This is a genomic window from Pseudomonas sp. PDM18, from assembly GCF_014852585.1.
Lineage (GTDB): Bacteria > Pseudomonadota > Gammaproteobacteria > Pseudomonadales > Pseudomonadaceae > Pseudomonas.
In genome coordinates, this window is record NZ_JACVBX010000014.1 from 17,264 (window position 1) to 38,737 (window position 21,474).

Below are 21,474 nucleotides of genomic sequence, written 5' to 3' on the forward strand. Positions count from 1 at the left end.
CTAGCAGTGTCAGCCGAGCAGCCTGGCGGCCATCCGCTCCAGCGCCTGGCGCTGGAAGGCGCGGAAGTCCGCGTCGGGCTGCTGGCCTTCGAGCATCGGCAGGAAGGGATCGACCACTTCGGTGCGCACGCCGGCCATTTCCTCGATCACCGCGTGGCCGCAGAACGGCACGTAGGCTTCCGCGTAGCCGCCTTCGTGGACCACCACCAGGCGGCCATCGCACAGACGCTCGGCGGCATCGCACACGGCGGCGGTCATGAAGCGGAAGGTCTCGCTGTGGGCGAGCATGCGCGCCAGCGGGTCCACGCCGTTGGCATCGAAGCCGCTGGCGACCACGATCAGCTCCGGCTGGAAGCGTTCCAACGCAGGCACGATGATGGTTTCCATGGCCACGCGGTAGGCGTCGTCACCGCTGCCCGGATAGAGCGGCACGTTGAGGTTGTAGCCCTTGCCCGCACCCTCGCCGATGTCACCCACCGCACCGGTGCCGGTGGGGTAGCAGTCGGCCTGGTGGATCGACAGGGTCAGCACGTCGTCGCGGCCGTAGAAGATCGCCTCGGTGCCGTTGCCGTGGTGCACGTCCCAGTCGAGCACCGCCACGCGCTGGATCCCGTGGCGCGCCTTGGCCGTCTCTACCGCCACGGCGATGTTCGCCAGGTAGCAGAAGCCCATGCCGCGATCCGGCAGGCAGTGGTGACCCGGCGGGCGGGACAGCGCGTAGGCGTTGTCCAGCTCGCCGCGCAGCACCGCATCCACCGCGGCGATGGTCAGACCGGCGGACTGCCGGGCGATGTCGTAGGTGCCATGGCTGACCATGGTCTCCTCGCCCATGTCGCCGTGGCCGACTTCGCTGTAGGCCTTGAAGCGCTCCAGGTAGCTGGCCGGGTGGACCCGCAGCAGGTCTTCCTCGCTGGCCAGCGGAGCGCTGGACAGGTGCAGCTGGCTGCTCAGCCCGGAGACGTCCATCAGGCTTTTCAGGCGGCGCTTGCTCTCCGGTGACTCGGCGTGGCCGCCGCCCACCGGCGGCTGCAACCAGCCACCGACGGGAAGGATCAGCGCGTGCAGCCCGGTCGCGTGCCAGAAGCAGCGCTCGTCGAAGAAGAACCCGGTACGACGACTCATGCGCGAGCCGCCTTCAGGGCACGCTGGCGCTTGCGGCTGAACAGCCAGTAGACCGGCGAGACCACGCCCAGGCCGACCACCCAGGAGATGTCCGCACCGTTCATGGCCTGCGCGGCGGCGCCCGTGTAGAGCGCAGTGGACATGAACGGAACCTGCACCAGGATGCCGAGGATGTAACAGTTCACCGCGGTCCAGTTGAAGGTGCCGTAGATGCCGCCGTCACGACGGAAGAACGACAGCACGTCGTACTCGCCATGGGCGATCAGGTAGTAGTCGACCAGGTTGATCGCGCTCCAGGGCACCAGCACGTAGAGCAGCAGCAGGATGAAGTTGGTGTAGTTGGCCATGAAGTTGTCCTGGCCGAGCAGGGCGATGGTCAGCGAACCGCCGAACAGCGCCAGGGCGATCACCGCGCGCCAGCCGGCCTTGGCCGACCAGGCCGGGATCAGCGTCTGGCCGACGGTGATGGCCGAGAGGGTGCCGCAGTACAGGTTCATCGAGTTGGTGGCGGCGATGCCGATGGAGAACACCGCGACCATGATGGCGCTGAAGCCGCCGGTCATCTCGATCAGGCCGGCGATGACGTCGCCCTCGCCCACCGACAGGCCGACCAGCACGCCCAGCAGCATCGGCAGGATCGAGCCCAGGCAGCAGCCCCAGTAGCTCGACCAGAACGCGGTGCGCGAACCGGTGCCCTGCGGCATGTAGCGCGAGTAGTCGGAGACGTAGGGCGCATACGCTAATTGCCAAAGCGCGGCGATGGACAGCGCGCCGAGGAAGCCGGGGATGTTGTTCTCGTTACGCTCAAGCAGGTCCGCCGGCAGGCCGTGGACGAACACCAGCCAGAAGAAGCTGACCAGCAGCACCGCGCCGGACAGCCAGGACATCACGCGGGTGTAGCCGTGGATCAGGCGGTAGCCGAACACCGTGGCGATCACACTGATCGCGCCCACCAGCAGGATGCCGGTGTTGGTGCCGATCACCTCGAAGCGAGCATGCAGCGCCTGGCCGCCGAGCACCAGGTTGGAGGCGAAGAAGCCCAGGTACATGATCACCACCAGGGCGACCACCAGCAGGGAACCGAAAGAACCGAACTGGCCGCGGGTCTGCACCATCTGCGGTACGCCCAGCTGCGGGCCCTGGGCCGAGTGCAGGGCCATGAACACGCCACCCACCAGGTTGCCGAGCACCAGCGCCAGCACGGCGGCGAAGAATGGCAGCTTGAACACGGTGACCGCCAGGGCGCCGGTGACCACGGTCAGCAGCATGATGTTGCTGCCGAACCAGATGGTGAAGAGGTCGCGGGCGCGGCCGTGTCGTTCGTGCGCGGCGATGGGCTGGATGGTGCTCAGCTCCAGCGTCGTCGCCTGGTTTTGCGTCGTTGTCATTGTGTTTCTCACGCGTCGTTGGCAAGGCAGGCCCGGCGCGAGCGCCGGGCTTGGATCAGGAAAGGATCAGCGGGCGGCCCAGGCGTTGAAGCGCTGTTCCAGCTCTTCGCCGTGGTCGACCCAGAAGGCCGCGTCCACCGAGCGGGCGCCTTCGAGGTTGGCCGGCGCGGTGGGCAGCGCGTCGCGCACGTCCGCCGGCAGCAGGTCCAGCGTGCCCTTGTGCACCGGGCCGTAGGGGATGTTCTCGGAGAAGGTTTTCTGGGTCTGCGGCTGGCTGGCGAAGGCGATGAACTTCTCGGCCAGCGCCTTGTTCGGCGTGCCCTTCACCACGGCCCAGTATTCCGGGTCGTACAGGCTGCCCGGCCAGACGATGCCCAGCTTCACGCCTTCCTTCTGCGCGGCAGCGATGCGGCCGTTGTAGGCGGCGCTCATCACCACGTCACCGGCGGCCAGCCACTGCGGCGGTTGCGCGCCGGCTTCCCACCACTGGATATTGCCCTTGAGCTGGTCGAGCTTGGCGAAGGCGCGATCGACGCCTTCCTTGGTGCCGAGCACCGTGTAGAGATCTTCCTGTTTCACGCCGTCGGCCAGCAGGGCGATTTCCAGGGTGTACTTGGCGCCCTTGCGCAGGCCGCGCTTGCCCGGGTACTCGGCGGTGTTCCAGAAGTCGGCCCAGGATTGCGGGGCCTTGGCGACCTTGGCGCCGTTGTAGGCCATGACCATGGACCAGACATAGGTGGCCACGCCGCACTCGCTGAGGGTGCCGGGGACGAAGTTCTTCTCGTCGCCGATGGCCGCCGGGTCGATGCGTTCGAACAGGCCTTCCTCGCAGCCGCGCAGCAGCTCGGGGCTTTCCACCTCGACCACGTCCCAGGTGACCTTGCCGACATCGACCATGGCCTTCACCTTGGCCATCTCGCCGTTGTACTCGCCGGCGACGATCTTGCCGGCGCCGCTGGCCTCGAAGGGCTTGAAGTAGGCCTGCTCCTGGGCCGCCTTGGTGGCGCCGCCGAAGGAGATGACGGTGATGCTTTGGGGCTGTGCATTAACGCTGCCGACAGCGGCAGCAAGGGCACAGGTGATGGAGATGCGCGTGAGCAAGGACACTTTCATGGAACGACTCCCACAGCCGGATTGGCGTTGTTGTGTTGCTGGGCAGTACCCCCGGCCAGAAGCCGGGCAAAAGGGTTCCATCGCGCGGGCGTCTTTGCGCTCGCGGCGTTGTTATCAGGTATTCGTGGAGCCGTAGGGCGGATAACGCTGGCGCGTTATGCGCCCTACAGTCGGCTCCGGCGCCTTACAGCACGCCGATTTCCTGGGCCGTGCGGTCGACCGCGCGGCGGGTCTTGTCGACCAGCTCGTCGATCTCGGCACGGCCGGCGACCAGCGCCGGGGCCATGATCATGCGGCCGAGGGTGGAACGGATGATCACGCCCTCCTCGAAGCCGATGGTGCGGCAGCGCCAGGCGATGTCGTTCTCGTTGTCGAAGCGCTTGCGGGTCGCCTTGTCCTGGACGAACTGCAGCGCGGCGACGAAGCCGGTGCCCTGGATGTCGCCCACCAGCGGGTGGTTGCCGAAGACTTCGCGCAGGCACTGCTGCAGGTACGGGCCGGTGTCGTTCTTCACCGCATTCACCCAGCCCTCTTCGCGCAGCGCGCGCAGGTTGGCCACCGCCACCGCTGCCGCCACCGGGTGGCCGGAGTAGGTCAGACCGTGGGCGAACACGCCGCCCTCTTCCACCAGCGCCTGGGCGATGCGCTTGCTCAGCACCAGGCCGCCCATGGGGATGTAGCCGCTGGTCAGGCCCTTGGCGATGGACAGGGTGTCGGGCTGGAAGCCGAAGTGCTGGTGGGCGAACCACTCGCCGGTGCGGCCGAAGCCGCCGATCACTTCGTCGGCGCACAGCAGCACGTCGTACTGACGGCAGATGCGCTGGATTTCCGGCCAGTAGCTTTCCGGCGGGAAGATCATGCCGCCAGCACCCTGGAAGGGCTCGGCGATGAAGCCGGCGACGTTGTCGGCGCCCAGCTCGAGGATCTTCTCTTCCAGCTGCAGGGCGCAGCGACGGCCGAATTCGGCCGGGGTCAGGTCACCGCCGGCGGCGAAGAAGTAGGGCTCGTCGATGTGCGCGATGTCCGGGATCAGGCCGCCCATCTCGTGCATGAACTTCATGCCGCCCAGCGCGGTGGCTGCCAGGGTGGAGCCGTGGTAGCCGTTCCAGCGGCCGATCATGATCTTCTTCTGCGGCTTACCTTCGATCTGCCAGAAGCGGCGCACGGTGCGGATCAGCACCTCGTTGGCCTCGGAGCCGGAGTTGGTGTAGATCGCGTGGCTGTAGTGGTCGGGCAGCAGGCTGAAGAGGGTCTCGGAGAGTTCGATCACCGCCGGGTGAGTGGTGTGGAAGAACATGTTGTAGTACGGCAGCTCGTCCAGCTGGGCGGTGGCGGCGGCGGTCAGGTCCTTGCGGCCGTAGCCCAGGTTGGTGCACCACAGGCCGGACATGCCGTCGATGTACTTGTTGCCATCGTTGTCCCAGAGGTGCAGGCCTTCGCCACGCACCATTACGCGCGGGCCTTCGGCGTTCAGCGCCTTCTGGTCGAGGAAGGCATGGATGTGGTGGGCCGCGTCCGCTTTCTGGTATTCGCGGGTATCACGTGGCGCGCGGGTCTTGTCGGTCATCGACTTTCTCCTCTATCCCTCGGCGGTGCTCCGGCAGCCGGCCTGAGGGGTCTTCAGGGGATCGAGGGCGACGGACTTACCTAGGCAGTCTCACCGGCCGTCTCGAACGGTTCGGTTAGGAATTCGGGTGTTGCTCAGGTGCCGGGCGCGACCCCGGCGGCCTGTCTTTCATTCAGTCGCGCAGCTGGAACCAGGTGGTCTTGAGCTGCGTGTATTTATCGAAGGAATGCAGCGAGAGGTCGCGGCCAAAGCCCGACTGCTTGCCGCCACCGAACGGAATCGCCGGGTCCAGCGCGTCCACGGTGTTCACCGACACGGTGCCGGCGTTCAACTTGCGCGCCACGCGGTGGGCGCGGTGCAGGTCGTCGCTCCACAGGGAGGCGGCGAGGCCGTAGATGCTGTCGTTGGCCAGGCGCACGGCTTCTTCTTCGCTGTCGAAGGGGATGACTGCAAGCACCGGGCCGAACACTTCGTCGCGGGCCAGGGATTGCTCCGGGCGCACGCCGGTGAAGATGGTCGGTTCGATGAAGTTGTCCGAGCCGTTGAAGCTCAGCTGGCGGCCACCGCAGGCGAGCTGCGCGCCGTCGCTCTGGGCGCGGTCGATGCAGGCCATGATGCCGGCAGTCTGCTTGTTGTCGACGATGGAGCCGGCGCGGCTGGCCGGGTCCAGCGGGTCGCCCGGCGCCCAGTCGCGAGCCTTGGCGATCAGGCGTTCGACGAACTCGTCGTGGATCGAACGCTCCACCAGCAGGCGCGAGTTGGCCGAGCAGACTTCGCCCTGGTTGAAGAAGATACCGAAGGCGGCCTTCTCGGCGGCGAGGTCGAGGTCGCGGCAGTCGGCAAACACCAGGTTCGGGCTCTTGCCACCGCATTCCAGCCAGACCTGCTTGAGGTTGGACTGCGCGGAATACTGCATGAAGTACTTGCCGACCTGGGTCGAACCGGTGAACACCAAGGCGTCCACATCCGGGTGCAGGCCCAGCGCCTTGCCGGCGGCTTCACCCAGGCCCGGCACGACGTTCAGCACGCCTTCGGGGATGCCGGCTTCCAGCGCCAGCTCGGCCAGACGCAGGGCCGAGAACGGCGACTGCTCGGCGGGCTTGAGCACCACGGAGTTGCCGGCAGCCAGCGCGGGCGCCAGCTTCCAGGCGGCCATGTCGAGGGGGAAGTTCCACGGCACCACGGCGCCGATCACGCCCAGCGGCGTGCGGGTGATGGTGGCCAGGGCGTTCTGCGCGGTCGGGGCGACCTGGTCGTAGAGCTTGTCGAGGCTTTCGGCGTACCAGGAGAACACGCCAGCGGCGCCGGGCACGTCGATGTTCCAGGCGTCCATCACCGGCTTGCCCATGTTCAGGGTGTCGAGCAGGGCCAGTTCGTCGCGGTGGGCCATCATCAGCTCGGCGAGCCTCTGCAGCACGGCCTTGCGCTCACGCGGCGCCATGCGTGCCCACGGGCCGGTCTCGAAGGCCTGGCGGGCGACGCGCACGGCGGCGTCGACTTCGGCCGCGCCACAGGCGGCGACATTGGCCAGCAGGCGATTGGTCGCCGGGTCGATGGCGGCAAAGGTCGCGCCATCCTGTGCAGTCACGCGGCGGCCGCCGATCAGCGCGCTGTCGATGAAAGTCTGCCGGGCAGCACGCTGCCGCCAATCGTTGAGCTTGTACACCAGGGCACTCCTGCTTCGCTCGCCCTCGAGGGACGTTGTTGTTCGAATGTGGATTGGATGGTCGCCCAAGGCCTTGCCAAGGAAAATTATTAAATTTGTCTTCGGGATATATGAAAAAGCTGGGCAGCCACGCACCGGCCCGGTGCATGGCGCACCATCACGGTGCGCGCCTGCGCACCGCTGCAGGGCCCGTATTCAGCGGGTCAGCGCGTCGTAAAGCTCGGGGCGACGGCACGGCAGGTAGGGGAAAGTGCCGGCCTGGCGGGCGCGCTGCTGCGGGTCCAGATCGACGATCAGCAGACTCTCCGCGGGCCCGGCGGCAGCCAGGCGTTCACCGTCCGGCGCGACGATGCAGGAGCCACCGAGGAAGGCCAGCCCGTCTTCCACGCCGCAGTGGTTGCAGTAGGCGACGAACAGCTGGTTCTCCACCGCCCGTGCCGGAACTATCACCCCCGGCACCGCGCCGTATTCGGGCGTCAGCGCGGTGGGAATGAGGATCAGCCCGGCGCCGTTCAGCGCGTGGGTGCGCACCGCCTCGGGGTACTCCACGTCGAAGCAGATCAGCAGGCCGATGCGCCAGCCGGCGTAGTCGAACGGCGCTTCCAGCACATCGCCGGCGCTGAACACCTCGCGTTCCATGGCACCGAACAGGTGCGCCTTGCGGTAGTGGCCCAGCGCGCTGCCGGACGGGCCGATCACCTGCACCGAGTTGTAAGGCTTGCCGCCCTGGGGATGGCGCTCGGCGTAACCGTAGGCGATGGCCAGCCCGAAGCGCTGCGCCAGCTCGCCGATGCGCCCGGCCGACGGCCCGTCCGCCGCTTCGGCCAGCTCGTTCATGCGCTGCGGCACGTTGTAGCCGCCCAGCCATAGCTCCGGGCAGAGCAGCAGTTGCGCGCCGGCGGCGGCCGCGGCGCCGGCCTGGCGCTCCAGTTGGTCGAGGTTGCCGGCGACATCGCCGGGGAGGCCGCAGGTCTGCCAAAGGGCCATACGCATGAGCTTTACTCCAGGCTGCGTGTACGGGATTTGCAGGGCGTTTTCACGCACTGCGCTGGAGTATGCTCGCGCCCGGAGGGTCGCAGCAGGCGGCCAAGGCCATGAAAAATGTGGTCCCCGGCGAGGAAAATCTTCGCCATGGGCCGCCCCCGCCGGCCGGCCCAACGCGGTATCTTGTATAAAAAAGCATCAACGAGGCGTGCAGTGGCTTCCTATACCTTGCGGCAATTGAAGTATTTCGTGACCACCGTGGAATGCGGCAGCGTAGCCGAGGCGTCGCGCAAGCTGTACATCGCGCAGCCGTCCATTTCCACGGCGATCAAGGGGCTGGAAGAAAGCTTCGGCGTGCAGTTGTTCATCCGCCACCACGCCCAGGGCGTGTCGCTCACCCCCAGCGGCGCGCGCTTCTACCGCAAGGCGCAGGAACTGCTGCGCATGGCCCACGAATTCGAGCAGAACGCCCTCGCCGACAACGACGTGGTGGCCGGGCAGATCGACATCGGCTGCTTCGAGACGGTCGCCCCGCTCTACCTGCCGCGCCTGATCTCGGGCTTCCGCGAACGCTATCCCGGCGTGGAAATCCGCATCAGCGATGGCGAGCAACAAGAGCTGGTGCAGGGCTTGACCGCCGGCCGCTTCGACCTGGCGCTGCTCTACGAGCACGACCTCGACGCCACCATCTCCACCGACCCGCTGATGCCCGCCCAGCGCCCCTACGCACTGCTGCCGGAGAACCACCGCTTCGCCAAGCAGGACAAGGTTTCCCTGCGCGACCTGGTGCTGGAGCCGATGATCCTGCTGGACGTGCAGCCCAGCCGCACCTACTTCGTGCGCATCTTTGAGGAACTGGGGCTGAACCCGCACATCGCCTTCAGCTCGCCGTCGATCGAGATGGTGCGCGGCATGGTCGGCCAGGGTTTCGGCTTCTCCCTGCTGGTCACCCGCCCGCATTCCGAGTGCACCTACGACGGCAAGAAGGTGGTGACGGTGGACGTCGCCGAAGAGGTCAGCACCTCCGGCCTGGTCGCCGCGTGGCTCAAGCGCGCCCAGCTGACCAAGCCGGCGCAGCTGTTCGTCGACTTTGCGCGGGAGGAGTTGAGCGGGAAGCACTGAGGCTGCTTTTCGCCTTTCGCTTTTCGTAGGACCGAGGGGGACACCTAGTCCTTGCTCGCGAATCACCCAACCTCCTGTGCGATGGCCTGCCCTCACCCTAACCCTCTCCCAGAGTGACAGGGGACAATTGGGCAGGCTCTGAAAGCTCGGCGCTCGCCGGCTGACTCCATAAACGACCCAGCCCTGCGGACGGCCCCCTCTCCCACCGGGAGAGGGCTGGGGTGAGGGAAAAGCCCAAACACCGAGCCCTCCCGTCACTCCCCGTGCCCCGCGCCGACATCCGGGGTTACAATCTCGCCCCCAATCCGCAATGCCTTCCCCCCATGCCCATCTGGAAAGAGCGCGTGCAGCGCCTCATCACTCTCGTCGTCGGCCTGCTGCAGAAGTACCCGCGCGTCATCGCCCTGTTCGGCTTCTGCTCCGGGGTGTTCAGCTTCATCATGGTCGACCGCCACCGTGCCGGCTTCGCCCGCGCCATGGCCATCGTCATGCTAGTCAGCTGGATCTGGCTGATGCTGGAGAACTTGCTGACCAAACGCTTCAAGAGCCGCTTCGGCTGGGAAGTCCCGCCGGGCCTGCTGCGCTACGCGACCCAGCTGATCCACCAGGAAAGCCTGTTCTTCTGCCTGCCATTCTTCTTCGTCACCACCACCTGGAACAGCGGCCAGGCCCTGTTCACCGGCGTGCTGACCCTCGCAGGGCTGGCAGCGATCACCGACCCCATCTACTACAAGTGGCTATCGGTGCGGCGCTGGACCTTCCTCGGCTACCACACCCTGACGCTGTTCGCGGTGCTGCTCACCGCGCTGCCGATCATCCTCCACCTGAGCACCCCGCAGAGCTACCAGGCGGCGCTGGGCATCGCCGTGCTGCTGTCCTTCCCGAGCCTGGCGGTGACGGTGAAGATCCACAAATGGTGGCGCTGGTTCGCCCTCGTCGGCCTGACGCTGTCCATTGGCGCGGTGGGCTGGTTCGCTCGCGCCTGGGTGCCGCCGTCGACCCTGTGGATGACCGAAATGGCAGTGACCGAGAGCTTCGACAACGCCCAACGCACCCCCGGCGACAGCCTGGAGACGGTCAGCGTTGCGCAGATCAAATCCCAGGGTCTCTACGCCTACACCGCGATCAACGCCCCGCGCGGATTGAACGAGCGCATCTACCACGCCTGGCGGCTGAACGGCCAGGAAGTTGACCGCATCGCGCTGGACATCAAGGGCGGCCGCGAGGCTGGTTATCGCGCCTGGACGCACAAGCAGAACTTCCCCACCGACCCAAGCGGCGACTGGCAGGTGCAGGTGCTTACCGAGGCCGGGCAAGTCATCGGCACATTGAGGTTCGAGGTCACGCCCTGACCACTCGGTATCCTTGACCCAACGCGGCGCTTTCCCCTACAAGACCCTCTCCCCAGAACAAAAAGCGCCGAGACAGTCATGACCGATACCACCCTGCACCCGTTCGACCGCGCCGTGGCCCTGCAACCCGTGGCCGACCAGCCCAACCTCTACGATGGCCACACCAGCCAGGACTACTGGAACATGGTCGGTCCCTTTGGCGGCGTCACCGCTGCGGTCCTGCTGCAGGGCGCGCTGCGCCACCCGCAGCTGCTCGGCAGCCCGGTGTCGCTGACGGTGAACTATGCGGCAGCGGTGGTGGCCGGCGCTTTCCAGGTCGAAGCCGTGCCGGTGCGCACCAACCGCTCCACCCAGCACTGGCTGCTGCAACTGACCCAGGCCGATGAGGCCGGCGAGCAGCAGGTCACCACCACCGCTACCCTGGTCACCGCGCTGCGCCGCGAGACCTGGAGCCTGACCGACATCCCCGCGCCGGACCTCGCCCCGCCCAGCGACTTCGAGCCGATGAGCCCTGCCGCCAAGGGTGTGGCCTGGCCCAAGCAATATGAGATGCGCCCGGTCTCCGGCGCCTTCCCCACCCAATGGGACGGCAGCGGTGAGACCAGCCGCAGCCAGCTCTGGCTGCGCGACGCCCAGGACCGTCCGCTGGACTTCCTGTCCCTGGCGGCGATGAGTGACATCTTCTACCCGCGCATCTGGCTGCGCCGCGCCACCCCGGTGCCGGCCGGCACCGTGTCGATCACCACCTACTTCCACACCGACGCCGCGCAGATGGCCGAAGTCGGTGCCGGCTACCTGCTCGGCGACGCCCGCGCCCAGGAATTCCGCAACGGCTTCTTCGACCAGAGCGCCCAGCTGTGGAGCCAGTCCGGCGCACTGCTGGCGACCAGCAACCAGGTGGTTTACTACAAGGAATGACTCCTGCAGGGGGAACCCAATGAAAAGCCCGGCACATGGCCGGGCTTTTTGTTAGCGCTGAGAAGGCTCAGACCTTCTTCACGAACTCCGACTTCAGCTTCATCGCGCCGATGCCGTCGATCTTGCAGTCGATGTCGTGGTCGCCGTCCACCAGGCGGATGTTCTTCACCTTGGTGCCGACCTTCACCACCAGGGACGAACCCTTGACCTTGAGGTCCTTGATCACGCTGACAGTGTCGCCGTCCTGCAGCAGGTTGCCGACCGCGTCCTTGATCACGCGGGCATCGCTGTCGGTCTCGCCCGAGCCGGCGGCCGACCACTCATGGGCGCACTCGGGGCAGACCAGCTGGGCGCCGTCTTCGTAGGTGTATTCGGAGTTGCATTTGGGGCAAGGCGGCAGCTGGCTCACGGCGGTTCTCACAATGAAAGCGGTAAAAAGACCGCAGAGTATATAAGGTTTCTCCCTTTCCTGCCCGGCGACCCAGTTGGCAAAGAGCGGCAAAGCGCCAGCACCGTTACAGAACATTCATAATCCATCGCTATAAAAGGCGGCCTCTTTGATAAGAAAAAGGACGCCGCGCCATGCTGCACAAGCCCTCCCCGCTCGCGCTGAGCATCACCCTGGTGCTGGCGAGCCTCGCCGCTGAAACCGTCGCTGCCGTTCCGGTGTCGCCCATCATCAGCGACGCGCAGACTGGCAGCCGGACCCTGGCCAACCAGGACACCCTGACCGTCACCAGCACCGGCAGCCTGGTCACCAGTGGTAAGAGCGTGGACCTCAAGGGCGCAGCCACCGGCACCGGCGTGGTCATCGACAACAGCGGCCTGATGCAGTCCACCACCGGCCGCGTGGTCGATACTTCCGGCAGCGACAGCACCACCCGCTTCTACCAGATCGTCAACCGCGAAGGCGGGCGCATCCTCGGCTACGACGACGCAATCCGCATGAACAACCCGTTCAGCGCCGGCAACGTGCTGGTCGACAACGCCGGCACCATCTATTCCGCCACCGGCCAGGCGCTGGACTTCGACAAGCTGCAGAGCAACGCCACTGTCACCCTGATCAACCGCGCCAGCGGGATCATCCACAGCGATGGTAACGACGGCATCCGCCCCGGCGGCAACGCGACGATCACCAACTATGGCGAGATCAGCAGCTCGGACATGATCACCGCCGACACCAAGAACGACGGCATCGACTTCCAGGGCGCCTCGGGCGGCTACGTGGAAAACCACGGCCTCATCAGTGGCGGCCGCCACGGCATCACCACCGATGTCGGCGCCACCCTGATCAACTACGCCGATGGCGTGATCATCGGCCGCAATGGCTCTGGCTTCGGTTCCGACGGCGACGGCACGGTGATCAACTACGGGCGCATCAGCGGCGCCTACAACGGCCTGGTGCCAAACGGCGACGGCGACGGCGTGGACATCGACTACACCGGCCATATCGAGAATCACGGCGTCATCGAAGGCCTGGGCGCTGCCGGCGAGAAAGACGGCTCGCCGAACAGCAGCGAAGGCATAGCCATGGGAGGCGGCACCATCATCAACTACGCCGGCGCGGTGATCCGCAGCGTCGATCGCGGCATCCTGGTCGACGACGGCAACGGTAATAGTGGCTTCAGCTCCACCTACCTGGAAAACCACGGCACCATCACTGGCGAGAAGCTCTCCGGCGTGACCCTGTCCGGCGACCTCGACGACACCGTGGTCAACGACGGCCTGATCCACGGTGGGAACGGCGTAGCCCTGGAAATGGGTGGCGGCAATGACAGACTGGTGCAGCACTCCGGCAGCCGCTTCGAAGGCCTGGTGGACGGCGGCAGCGGCCGCGACACCGTGACCCTCGACGACGACGACGCCGCTGGCGGCAGCTTCGGCAACAGCGCCAACTTCGAATGGCTGGACGTGAAACAGGGCAGCTGGACGCTCTCCAGCACCAACGACTTCAGCGAAGGCGGCGAAGTCTTCAGCGGCGCCAGCCTGAACAACACCGGCAGCCTCCTCGGCACCCTGCAGATCGACCAGGGCGCGACCTACTCGGGCAGCGGCCGTGTTGGCGGGCTGAACGTCGCCGGCACCTTGGTCACCTCGCCGGCAACCGGCGCCGCCCATGTGACCGGCAACCTGGACCTGCAGAGCGGCTCGACCCTGTCCTTCGGCGTGGAGCCCAGCGGCGCCCACGCCACCGTGCAGGTGGACGGCAGCACCCGCATCGACGGCTCGCACCTCTCGGTGCAGGCCGGCAGCGGCAACTGGCCGTGGCAGAGCAACGTGCAGGTGATCAGCTCTACCGGCGGCGTCAGCGGCCAGTTCGCCGACGTGAAGAGCAACTTCGCCTTCCTCACCCCGACCCTGAGCTACAGCGCCAACAGCGTCGACCTGCAACTGACCCGCAACGACGTGCAGTTCGGCGACCTGGCCAGCAGCGGCAACGGCCGTAACGCCGCCTCCGCCCTGCAGAGCCAGAACGGCGGCGCGCTGTACAACGCGCTGATCACCAGCGACGCGGACAACGCCACGGCGGCCCTGGAGCAACTGGCCGGCGCCAGCAACGCCAGCCTGGCCGCCGCGACCATCGCCGGCAGCCAGCAGGTCGGCAGCGCCATGCTCAATGCCGTGCGCCAGCTGGGCAGCAGCAGCCTGCTGGCGGCCACCGAGCGCAGCGACACGCCGATGCTCGCCGCCACCGGCGTGCCCAGCGCAGCGCGCAACCTGAACGACCCGAACGCCGCCGGCCGCCTCTGGGTGCAGGGTATCGGCAGCCACGGCAAGCTCGACGAACACGACAACAGCGGCGACCTGCAACAGAACACCGGCGGCACCCTGCTCGGCGCCGACTGGGCGGTGACTCCGGACTGGCGCCTGGGCGTGCTCGGCGGCTACTCGCACACCGACCTGGACGGCAGCAGCGGCGTCTCCGGCGACATCGACAGCTGGCACCTGGGCGCCTATGCGCTGCACCAGAGCGGCCCGCTGGCAGTGCGCCTGGGCGCGGCCTACAGCAGCCACGACGGCGAGAGCAAACGCCGAGTCGAGTTCGACGGCTTCAGCGATCGTCCCAAGGGCGACTACGACGCCGACAGCTGGCAGGCGTTCGCCGAGACTGGCTACGCCATGGGCAGCGGCCGTCTGAGCGCCGAGCCCTACGCGCGCCTGGACTACCAGCGCTACGAGCGCGATTCGTACGACGAGAAGGGCGGCGCCGCCGCGCTGCACGTCGATTCCCAGGACCAGGACAACCTGAGCAGCACCCTTGGCCTGCGCATCGCGCGCCTCGACACCCTGAGCAACGGCATGAGCTTCACCCCGCGCCTGGGCCTGGGCTGGCGCCACACCTTCGGCGACATCGACAGCGAAACCCGCCAGTCCTTCATCGCCGGCGGCGACGCCTTCAGCGTTCAGGGCACCGCGCTGGATCGCAACAGCCTGCTGCTGGACGTCGGCTTCGATGTCGGCGTCTCGGCGCGCAACACCGTCGGCATCGGCTACAGCGGCCAGATGGGCAGCAACGCGCAGAACCACGCCCTGATCGCGCAGTGGCAGATGGCGTTCTGATCACGATCCGCTGACGATAAAGCCCGGCGGAACAAGCTGCCGCTCCGGCCCAACGGGCCGTCGAAACAGCCAAGCCAGCCGACAAGCAGCAGTAAACACCCGCCGCTCAGCACAACAGCCAGCCGCCTCGGGGCGGCTGGCTGCTTTCAGGGCTGCAACTGGCTGAGGTAGGCGGTCAACGCAGGGATATCGTCGTCATTGAGCAACGCCGCCACCGCCAGCATCGGCGAATCCGCGCGGCTCGGGTCCTTGTCGCGGTATCGCTGCAGAGCATGGGTGAGATAGACCTGCGGCTGGCCGGCAATGCGCGGGAAGCCATCGCGCCCCATGGCCTTCTCGCCGTGGCAGGTAATGCAGACCGTGGCGAAGCGCTGGGCGCCCTGCTCCACCAACGCCCTCTCCGGCGCCGCCTCCGCACGTGGCAGGACCTTCTGCTGGCTGAAGTAGTAGGCGATGTTGACCCGCTCGTTGATGGTCAGCAGCTTGGCCGCCTGGTTCATCACGAAGTCGGTGCGTTGGCCGTCGACATACTTCTCGAAAGCATCGAAGAGGTACTGCGGATTCTGCCCGGCCAGGTTGGGGATGTAGTCGCGCTTGCTGTTGCCATCCTCGCCGTGGCACTTGCTGCACAGCAGGATGCGCTCCTGCGCGGCGGCATAGGCCTGCTCGCGCTTGGCAGGATCCTGCTCCAGCGCAGCGAGCCGATCCATCATCTCCGATGATTGCGCCAAAGCCTGGGAGGCCCCGCACAGCAGCACCCACAACAGAACGACTCTCCCCATCACCACACCCTGGTCAGTTTTCCCAGGGTCGACGCTAATGGGTTTCTGAAGGAAATTTCCGACCTGGATCAACCAATCGGTCTGAGCAAAAGCGAACCGGCACGCAAAAAAAAGGGGAGCATCGTGCTCCCCCGTGGGACTGAACCTTAAAGACCCGTCTGTCCTTGGTCAGCCTTCAATTTCAACCAGGATCTCACCGGGATTGACCCGGTCGCCCTTGGCTACGTGGATGGCCTTCACGGTGCCAGCGATGCCTGCCTGCACTTCGGTCTCCATCTTCATTGCTTCGGTGATCAGCACGGCCTGGCCGGCCTTCACACTGTCGCCTTCCTTGACCAGCACATCGACGATGTTGCCCGGCATGGTGGTGCTGACATGGCCCGGCTCGCTGGCCTGCTTTCGCTTGCTGCCGCCACCGGCGACGAATTCATTGAGCGGCTCGAACACCACTTCCTCGGGCATGCCATCCACCGACAGGTAGAAGTGGCGTTTGCCGTCGGTCTTCACGCCGACGCCGGTGATGTCCACGCGGTAGCTTTCGCCGTGCACGTCGACCACGAACTCGGTCGGTACGCCTTCACCGCCAGCAGCGGCGACGCCCTTGCCGTTGGGAATCGGCAGCAGCTCTTCGGGTTTCAGGGTGCCGGCGGCACGCTCTTCGAGGAACTTGCGGCCAATGTCCGGGAACATGGCGAAGGTCAGCACGTCTTCTTCGGACTTGGCCAGGCTGCCGATCTCCTCGCGCAGCTTGTTCAGCTCCGGTTTGAGCAGGTCGGCCGGGCGTACGTCGATCACTTCCTCGTTGCCGATGGCCTGGCGGCGCAGGGTCTCGTCGATCTTGCCCGGCGCCTTGCCGTAGCGGCCCTGCAGGTAGAGCTTCACCTCGTTGGTGATGGTCTTGTAGCGCTCGCCGGCCAGCACGTTGAAGAACGCCTGGGTGCCGACGATCTGCGAGGTCGGGGTGACCAGGGGCGGGAAGCCGAGGTCTTCGCGCACCCGCGGGATTTCCGCGAGCACTTCGGCCATGCGGTTCAGCGCGCCCTGTTCCTTGAGCTGGTTGGCCAGGTTGGAAATCATCCCGCCCGGCACCTGGTTGACCTGCACGCGGGTATCCACGCCGGTGAACTCGCTCTCGAACTGGTGGTACTTCTTGCGCACGGCGTGGAAGTACATGCCGATTTCCTGGATCAGCTCCAGGTCCAGGCCGGTGTCGAACGGCGTGTCGCGCAGGGCGGCAACCATGGATTCGGTGCCCGGGTGGCTGGTGCCCCAGGCCATGCTGGAGATGGCGGTGTCGATGCGGTCAGCGCCGTTTTCCACAGCCTTGAGCTGGCACATGCTGGCGACGCCGGCGGTGTCGTGGGAGTGCACGACCACGTCCAGCGGCAGCGCGTCCTTCAGCGCCTTGACCAGCTCGCCGGTGGCGTAGGGGGTCAGCAGGCCGGCCATGTCCTTGATGGCGATGGAATCCACGCCCATGTCGGCCATGGCCTTGCCCTGGGCAACGAAGGCATCGATGGTGTGCACCGGGCTGGTGGTGTAGGCGATGGTGCCCTGGGCGTGCTTGCCGGCGGCCTTCACGGCCTCGATGGAAACGCGCAGGTTACGCACGTCGTTCATCGCGTCGAAGATGCGGAACACGTCGATGCCGTTGACCGCCGCCTTGGCGACGAAGGCGCGGACCACATCATCGCTGTAATGGCGGTAGCCCAGCAGGTTCTGCCCGCGCAGTAGCATCTGCAGGCGGGTGTTGGGCAGCGCGGCCTTGAGCTTGCGCAGGCGCTCCCACGGGTCTTCCTTGAGGAAGCGCACGCAGGCGTCGAAGGTGGCGCCACCCCAGACTTCCAGCGACCAGTAGCCGACCTGGTCGAGCTTGTCGCAGATCGGCAGCATGTCTTCGGTGCGCATCCGGGTCGCCAGCAGCGACTGGTGAGCGTCGCGCAGGATGGTATCGGTGACGGTGACTTTCTTGGAAACGGTCATGGACGAATTCCTCACAGGCCAGCGTGGGCGGCAATGGCGGTAGCGATGGCGATGGCCAGGTGCGACGGGGTGCGCTTGATCGAGTACTGGGTCAGTTCCGGGTGGCTTTCAACGAAGCTGGTATTGAACTGGCCGTTACGGAATTCCGGGTTCTTGAGGATTTCCTGGTAGTAGGCCGCGGTGGTCTTCACGCCCTGCACGCGCATGTCGTCCAGCGCACGCAGGCCGCGGTCCAGCGCCTCTTCCCAGGTCAGCGCCCAGACCACCAGCTTCAGGCACATCGAGTCGTAGTACGGCGGGATGGTGTAGCCGGTGTAGATCGCCGTGTCGGTGCGCACGCCAGGGCCGCCTGGCGCGTAGTAGCGGGTGATCTTGCCGAAGGACGGCAGGAAGTTGTTCTTCGGGTCTTCGGCGTTGATCCGGAACTGCAACGCGAAGCCGCGGTGAATGATGTCTTCCTGCTTGACCGAGAGCGGCAGGCCGGAGGCCACGCGGATCTGCTCGCGGACGATGTCGATGCCGGTGATTTCCTCGGTGATGGTGTGTTCCACCTGCACGCGGGTATTCATCTCCATGAAGTACACCTCGCCGTCGGCGAGCAGGAACTCCACAGTGCCGGCGTTCTCGTAGCCCACGGCCTTGGCCGCGCGCACGGAGAGGTCACCAATGTAGGCACGCTGCTCGGGGGTGAGCTGCGGGCTGGGGGCGATCTCGATCAGTTTCTGGTTGCGGCGCTGGATCGAACAGTCGCGCTCGAACAGGTGCACGGTGTTGCCGAAGGAGTCGGCGAGAATCTGCGCCTCGATGTGCTTGGGGTTGACGATGCACTTCTCGAGGAAGACTTCCGCGCTGCCGAACGCCTTGGTGGCCTCGGAGATCACGCGGGGGAAGTTCTGCTCCAGCTCTTCGCGGCTGTTGCAGCGGCGGATGCCGCGGCCGCCACCACCGGAGGTGGCCTTGAGCATCACCGGGTAGCCGATGCGCTCGGCTTCGGAGAGTGCTTCGGCCAGGTCGGCGACATTGCCTTCGGTGCCGGGAGTGCAGGGCACGCCGGCGGCGATCATGCTGCGGCGCGCTTCGGTCTTGTCACCCATGCGGCGGATGACTTCCGCCGACGGGCCGATGAACTTGATCCCGCGCTCGGCGCAGATATCGGCCAGCTCGGCGTTCTCGGAGAGGAAGCCGTAGCCCGGGTGCAGCGCGTCGCAACCGGTTTCCACCGCCAGGTTCACCAGGGCGCGGGGGTTCAGGTAACCCGCCAGCGGATCGGCGCCCAGGCTGTGGGCTTCGTCGGCGCGCTTGACGTGCAGGGCGTGACGGTCGGCATCGGAATAGACGGCCACCGAACGGATGCCCATCTCAGCACAGGCGCGCACGATCCGGACAGCGATCTCCCCACGGTTGGCGATCAGGATTTTCTTGATCACTGCAGCTTTCCCTCGGCCCGGGCCTTTTGGACCCCGGCGTAAAAACCCATCGGCAGCTCCGCTCGCGGCAGCTGGCTCTCTCGGCCGGAGCGGGTTCCGGCGTGTTTTTACCCTAGCGCGGGAGGGAGGATTAACCAAAATCAATAATTATTGGGGTAGCCATAAAGAATGCTTTATAGTTGAGCGGAATTGTCGCGATCAGGCCGAGTTCTATGCGTAAGTCATTGATGCGTATGACCCTTCGCCAGCTGCAGGTTTTCCGCGCGGTGTGCGAAAGCCGTTCCTACAGCCGCGCCGCGGAGGAAATGGCCCTGACCCAGCCGGCGGTGAGCCTGCAGATCCGCCAGCTGGAAGAGCTGGTCGGCCAGCCGCTGTTCGAGTACATCGGCAAGAAGCTCTACCAGACCGATGCCGCCGACGCCCTGCTGCGCGCCACCACCGACATCTTCCAGCGCCTGGAAGTGCTGGACATGAACCTCTCCGACCTCAAGGGCTCGCTGCAGGGCCAGCTGCGCCTGGCGGTGGAATCCAGCGCCAAGTACATCACCCCGCACCTGTTCGCCGCCTTCCACGCGCAGCACCCGGACGTCAGCCTGAACCTCACGGTGGTCAACCGCGCGCAGGTGATCAAGCGCCTGTCGGACAACCGCGACGACCTGGTGATCATGTCCCTGGTGCCGCAGGACATGGCGCTGGAATTCCTGCCCTTCCTGAACAACCCGATCGTTGCGGTGGCGCCGCCGGACCATCCGCTGTGCAACGCCGCGAAGCTTTCGCTGAAGGACCTGGAACCCTACCCGCTGCTGGTCCGCGAGCCCGGCTCGGGCACGCGCAAGGCCTGTGAGGAACACTTCCAGCAGAAGCGCGCACACTTCCCGCAGACGCTGGAATTCGCCTCGCTGGAGGGTTCACGCGAAGGGGTGCTGGCGGGTCTGGGGCTGGCGCTGCTGCCGCGCCACGCGGTGAGCCGCGAACTGCAATCCGGGCTGCTCCACGAGCTGCCGGTGGAAGAGCTGCCGCTCTACCGCAGCTGGTGTCTGGTGCACGCCCGCGGCAAGCGCCTGAGCCCGGTGGCCCAGGCGTTCGTCGCCTTCATCCGTGAAGAGCGGGCGCTGATCAGCCAGCTGGCCGAACGCTTCGCCGGCCCTGCCTCGCCGAAGTGAGGTAGACGGCGGCGATCAGGTCGGGATAATCGGAGGTTTCGAGGGCGAGGCGCTGGGCCTCCATGCGATCCTCGATGGCGCGACGGAACTGCATGCGTCGTTGGTCTTCGAGCTTGCGGCGGGTCTTGCTATCCACTTGCAGCTGGGTGTCGTCGATATGGCGGGGCATCTCGCATCTCCCAAGGCCTGAGGGCTGGAGACGCCAGCATGCTGACGATGGATGACCGTTTGACGACGCGGGAATGAAGCGCCGGTGACGCCGACGGGCGGTTGGCATCGGGGCGATTTCGGATAACCCGAGGAGCCTTTGATCTTCGTAGGAGCGAGCTTGCTCGCGAACCGCCCGCCGTCAGAGTTCCCAGTCGACGCTATTCGCGAGCAAGCTCGCTCCTACAGAAAAGCCTTCTCTCGCCTACAGGTACTGTCTTAGGACGCCTCTTCCGGGCGCTCTTCGTGGTTCTTCACCACCTTCGGCGACAGGCGCAGGCTGCGCAGGCTGCGCTTCACGCTCTTGAGGTGATTCACCAGGTCCGGGCCGCGGGCCATGGCTACGCCCATCGCCAGCACGTCGATCACCACCAGGTGAGCGATACGCGAGGTTAGCGGGGTGTAGATATCGGTGTCTTCGTGCACGTCTACCGCCAGATTGACCGTGGCCAGGTCCGCCAGCGGAGTCTGGCTGGGGCACAGGGTGATCAGCGTGGCGCCGGCTTCGCGCACCAGGTTGGCGGTCACCAGAAGGTCCTTGGAACGGCCGGACTGGGAGATGCAGATTGCCACGTCCGAGGGCTTCAGGGTCACCGCCGACATGGCCTGCATGTGCGGGTCGGAGTAGGCCGCCGCCGACAGGAGCAGGCGGAAGAACTTGTGCTGGGCATCCGCCGCCACCGCGCCGGAGGCGCCGAAACCGTAGAACTCGACGCGCTGGGCGTGGGCGATGGCCGCGATGGCGCGTTCCAGGGCGTGGGTGTCGAGGTTCTCGCGCACCTCCATCAGCGAGTGCAGGGTGGTGTCGAAGATCTTCAGGCTGAAGTCCGCCACCGAGTCGCTCTCGTTGATCGAGAACTGGCCGAAACTGGCGCCGGCGGCCAGGCTCTGCGCCAGCTTGAGCTTGAGGTCCTGGAAGCCGCTGCAACCAATGGCGCGGCAGAAGCGCACGATGGTCGGCTCGCTGACGCCAACACTGTGGGCGAGGTCCGCCATGGAGCTGTGCATGACCGATGCAGGGTCCTGCATCACGTGATCGGCAACCTTGAGCTCCGACTTGCGGAGCAGATGACGCGACTGGGCAATGTGCTGCAAAAGGTTCACAGGGATAGGCTCGGT

The 21,474-nt window shown here is 66.2% G+C and carries 17 protein-coding genes; 5 read left to right on the top strand and 12 right to left on the bottom strand.

Annotation, left to right across the window (positions count from 1 at the left end; translation table 11 throughout):
* Positions 1–9 precede the first annotated feature (9 nt).
* The 6 genes from IB274_RS24335 to IB274_RS24360 form a co-directional block, all read right to left on the bottom strand.
* Complete coding sequence (locus tag IB274_RS24335; protein WP_192435424.1) at positions 10–1,122, bottom strand: class II histone deacetylase; 1,113 nt, start codon at positions 1,120–1,122, stop codon at positions 10–12.
* A complete protein-coding gene (locus IB274_RS24340) occupies positions 1,119–2,510 on the bottom strand; it encodes a purine-cytosine permease family protein (RefSeq protein ID WP_192435425.1) in 1,392 nt (463 codons plus the stop codon). Before IB274_RS24340 ends, IB274_RS24335 begins: the two co-directional genes overlap by 4 nt.
* 66 nt (positions 2,511–2,576) lie before the next feature.
* Complete coding sequence (locus IB274_RS24345) at positions 2,577–3,623, bottom strand: ABC transporter substrate-binding protein (protein ID WP_192435426.1); 1,047 nt, start codon at positions 3,621–3,623, stop codon at positions 2,577–2,579.
* A 184-nt stretch (positions 3,624–3,807) separates the two neighbouring features.
* The gene (locus IB274_RS24350) at positions 3,808–5,190 is read right to left on the bottom strand and encodes an aspartate aminotransferase family protein (protein WP_192435427.1); all 1,383 of its coding nucleotides are present in this window, start codon (positions 5,188–5,190) and stop codon (positions 3,808–3,810) included.
* A 172-nt stretch (positions 5,191–5,362) separates the two neighbouring features.
* On the bottom strand, positions 5,363–6,856 hold the full coding sequence (locus IB274_RS24355) for an aldehyde dehydrogenase (RefSeq protein WP_192435428.1): 1,494 nt from the start codon (positions 6,854–6,856) through the stop codon (positions 5,363–5,365).
* A gap of 195 nt (positions 6,857–7,051) precedes the next feature.
* Positions 7,052–7,849 (bottom strand): carbon-nitrogen hydrolase family protein, encoded by a 798-nt coding sequence (locus tag IB274_RS24360; RefSeq protein WP_192435429.1) that lies wholly within the window; start codon positions 7,847–7,849, stop codon positions 7,052–7,054.
* Positions 7,850–8,053: 204 nt separating this feature from the next.
* Here IB274_RS24360 and IB274_RS24365 point away from each other — a divergent pair, with 204 nt between their 5' ends.
* From IB274_RS24365 to IB274_RS24375, 3 genes are all read left to right on the top strand, one after another.
* A complete protein-coding gene (locus tag IB274_RS24365) occupies positions 8,054–8,962 on the top strand; it encodes a LysR substrate-binding domain-containing protein (RefSeq protein WP_192435430.1) in 909 nt (302 codons plus the stop codon).
* A gap of 323 nt (positions 8,963–9,285) precedes the next feature.
* Positions 9,286–10,314: a DUF5924 family protein gene (locus tag IB274_RS24370; RefSeq protein WP_192435431.1), complete on the top strand. Its 1,029-nt coding sequence runs from the start codon at positions 9,286–9,288 to the stop codon at positions 10,312–10,314.
* A gap of 78 nt (positions 10,315–10,392) precedes the next feature.
* On the top strand, positions 10,393–11,232 hold the full coding sequence (locus IB274_RS24375; protein WP_192435432.1) for an acyl-CoA thioesterase: 840 nt from the start codon (positions 10,393–10,395) through the stop codon (positions 11,230–11,232).
* 67 nt (positions 11,233–11,299) lie between these two features.
* Here the strand turns inward: IB274_RS24375 and IB274_RS24380 are convergent, their stop codons facing one another.
* Positions 11,300–11,641: a zinc ribbon domain-containing protein YjdM gene (locus IB274_RS24380; RefSeq protein ID WP_192435433.1), complete on the bottom strand. Its 342-nt coding sequence runs from the start codon at positions 11,639–11,641 to the stop codon at positions 11,300–11,302.
* 173 nt (positions 11,642–11,814) lie between these two features.
* Between IB274_RS24380 and IB274_RS24385 the strand changes: the two genes are divergently transcribed.
* On the top strand, positions 11,815–14,793 hold the full coding sequence (locus IB274_RS24385; protein WP_192435434.1) for an autotransporter domain-containing protein: 2,979 nt from the start codon (positions 11,815–11,817) through the stop codon (positions 14,791–14,793).
* 146 nt (positions 14,794–14,939) lie between these two features.
* Here IB274_RS24385 and IB274_RS24390 read toward each other — a convergent pair whose 3' ends face one another.
* The 3 genes from IB274_RS24390 to IB274_RS24400 all read right to left on the bottom strand — a co-directional run bounded on the left by IB274_RS24390 (position 14,940) and on the right by IB274_RS24400 (position 18,985).
* Positions 14,940–15,575, bottom strand: a complete 636-nt coding sequence (locus tag IB274_RS24390) for a c-type cytochrome (RefSeq protein WP_225615009.1) — start codon at positions 15,573–15,575, stop codon at positions 14,940–14,942.
* Positions 15,576–15,743: 168 nt separating this feature from the next.
* Complete coding sequence (oadA, locus tag IB274_RS24395; RefSeq protein ID WP_192435435.1) at positions 15,744–17,558, bottom strand: sodium-extruding oxaloacetate decarboxylase subunit alpha; 1,815 nt, start codon at positions 17,556–17,558, stop codon at positions 15,744–15,746.
* 11 nt (positions 17,559–17,569) lie between these two features.
* Positions 17,570–18,985, bottom strand: a complete 1,416-nt coding sequence (locus IB274_RS24400; RefSeq protein ID WP_024766119.1) for an acetyl-CoA carboxylase biotin carboxylase subunit — start codon at positions 18,983–18,985, stop codon at positions 17,570–17,572.
* A gap of 227 nt (positions 18,986–19,212) precedes the next feature.
* On the opposite strand from IB274_RS24400, the gene IB274_RS24405 reads away from it, so the two are divergent.
* Positions 19,213–20,148 (top strand): LysR family transcriptional regulator, encoded by a 936-nt coding sequence (locus tag IB274_RS24405; RefSeq protein ID WP_192435436.1) that lies wholly within the window; start codon positions 19,213–19,215, stop codon positions 20,146–20,148.
* Here IB274_RS24405 and IB274_RS24410 read toward each other — a convergent pair.
* Both IB274_RS24410 and hexR read right to left on the bottom strand, forming a co-directional pair.
* Positions 20,102–20,317, bottom strand: a complete 216-nt coding sequence (locus tag IB274_RS24410) for a PA3496 family putative envelope integrity protein (RefSeq protein WP_192435437.1) — start codon at positions 20,315–20,317, stop codon at positions 20,102–20,104. The genes IB274_RS24405 and IB274_RS24410 overlap by 47 nt on opposite strands.
* A gap of 257 nt (positions 20,318–20,574) precedes the next feature.
* Positions 20,575–21,459 carry a transcriptional regulator HexR gene (gene hexR, locus IB274_RS24415; RefSeq protein WP_138213612.1) on the bottom strand — a complete coding sequence of 295 codons (885 nt, stop codon included), beginning with the start codon at positions 21,457–21,459 and terminating at the stop codon, positions 20,575–20,577.
* Between the last annotated feature and the right edge of the window lie 15 nt (positions 21,460–21,474).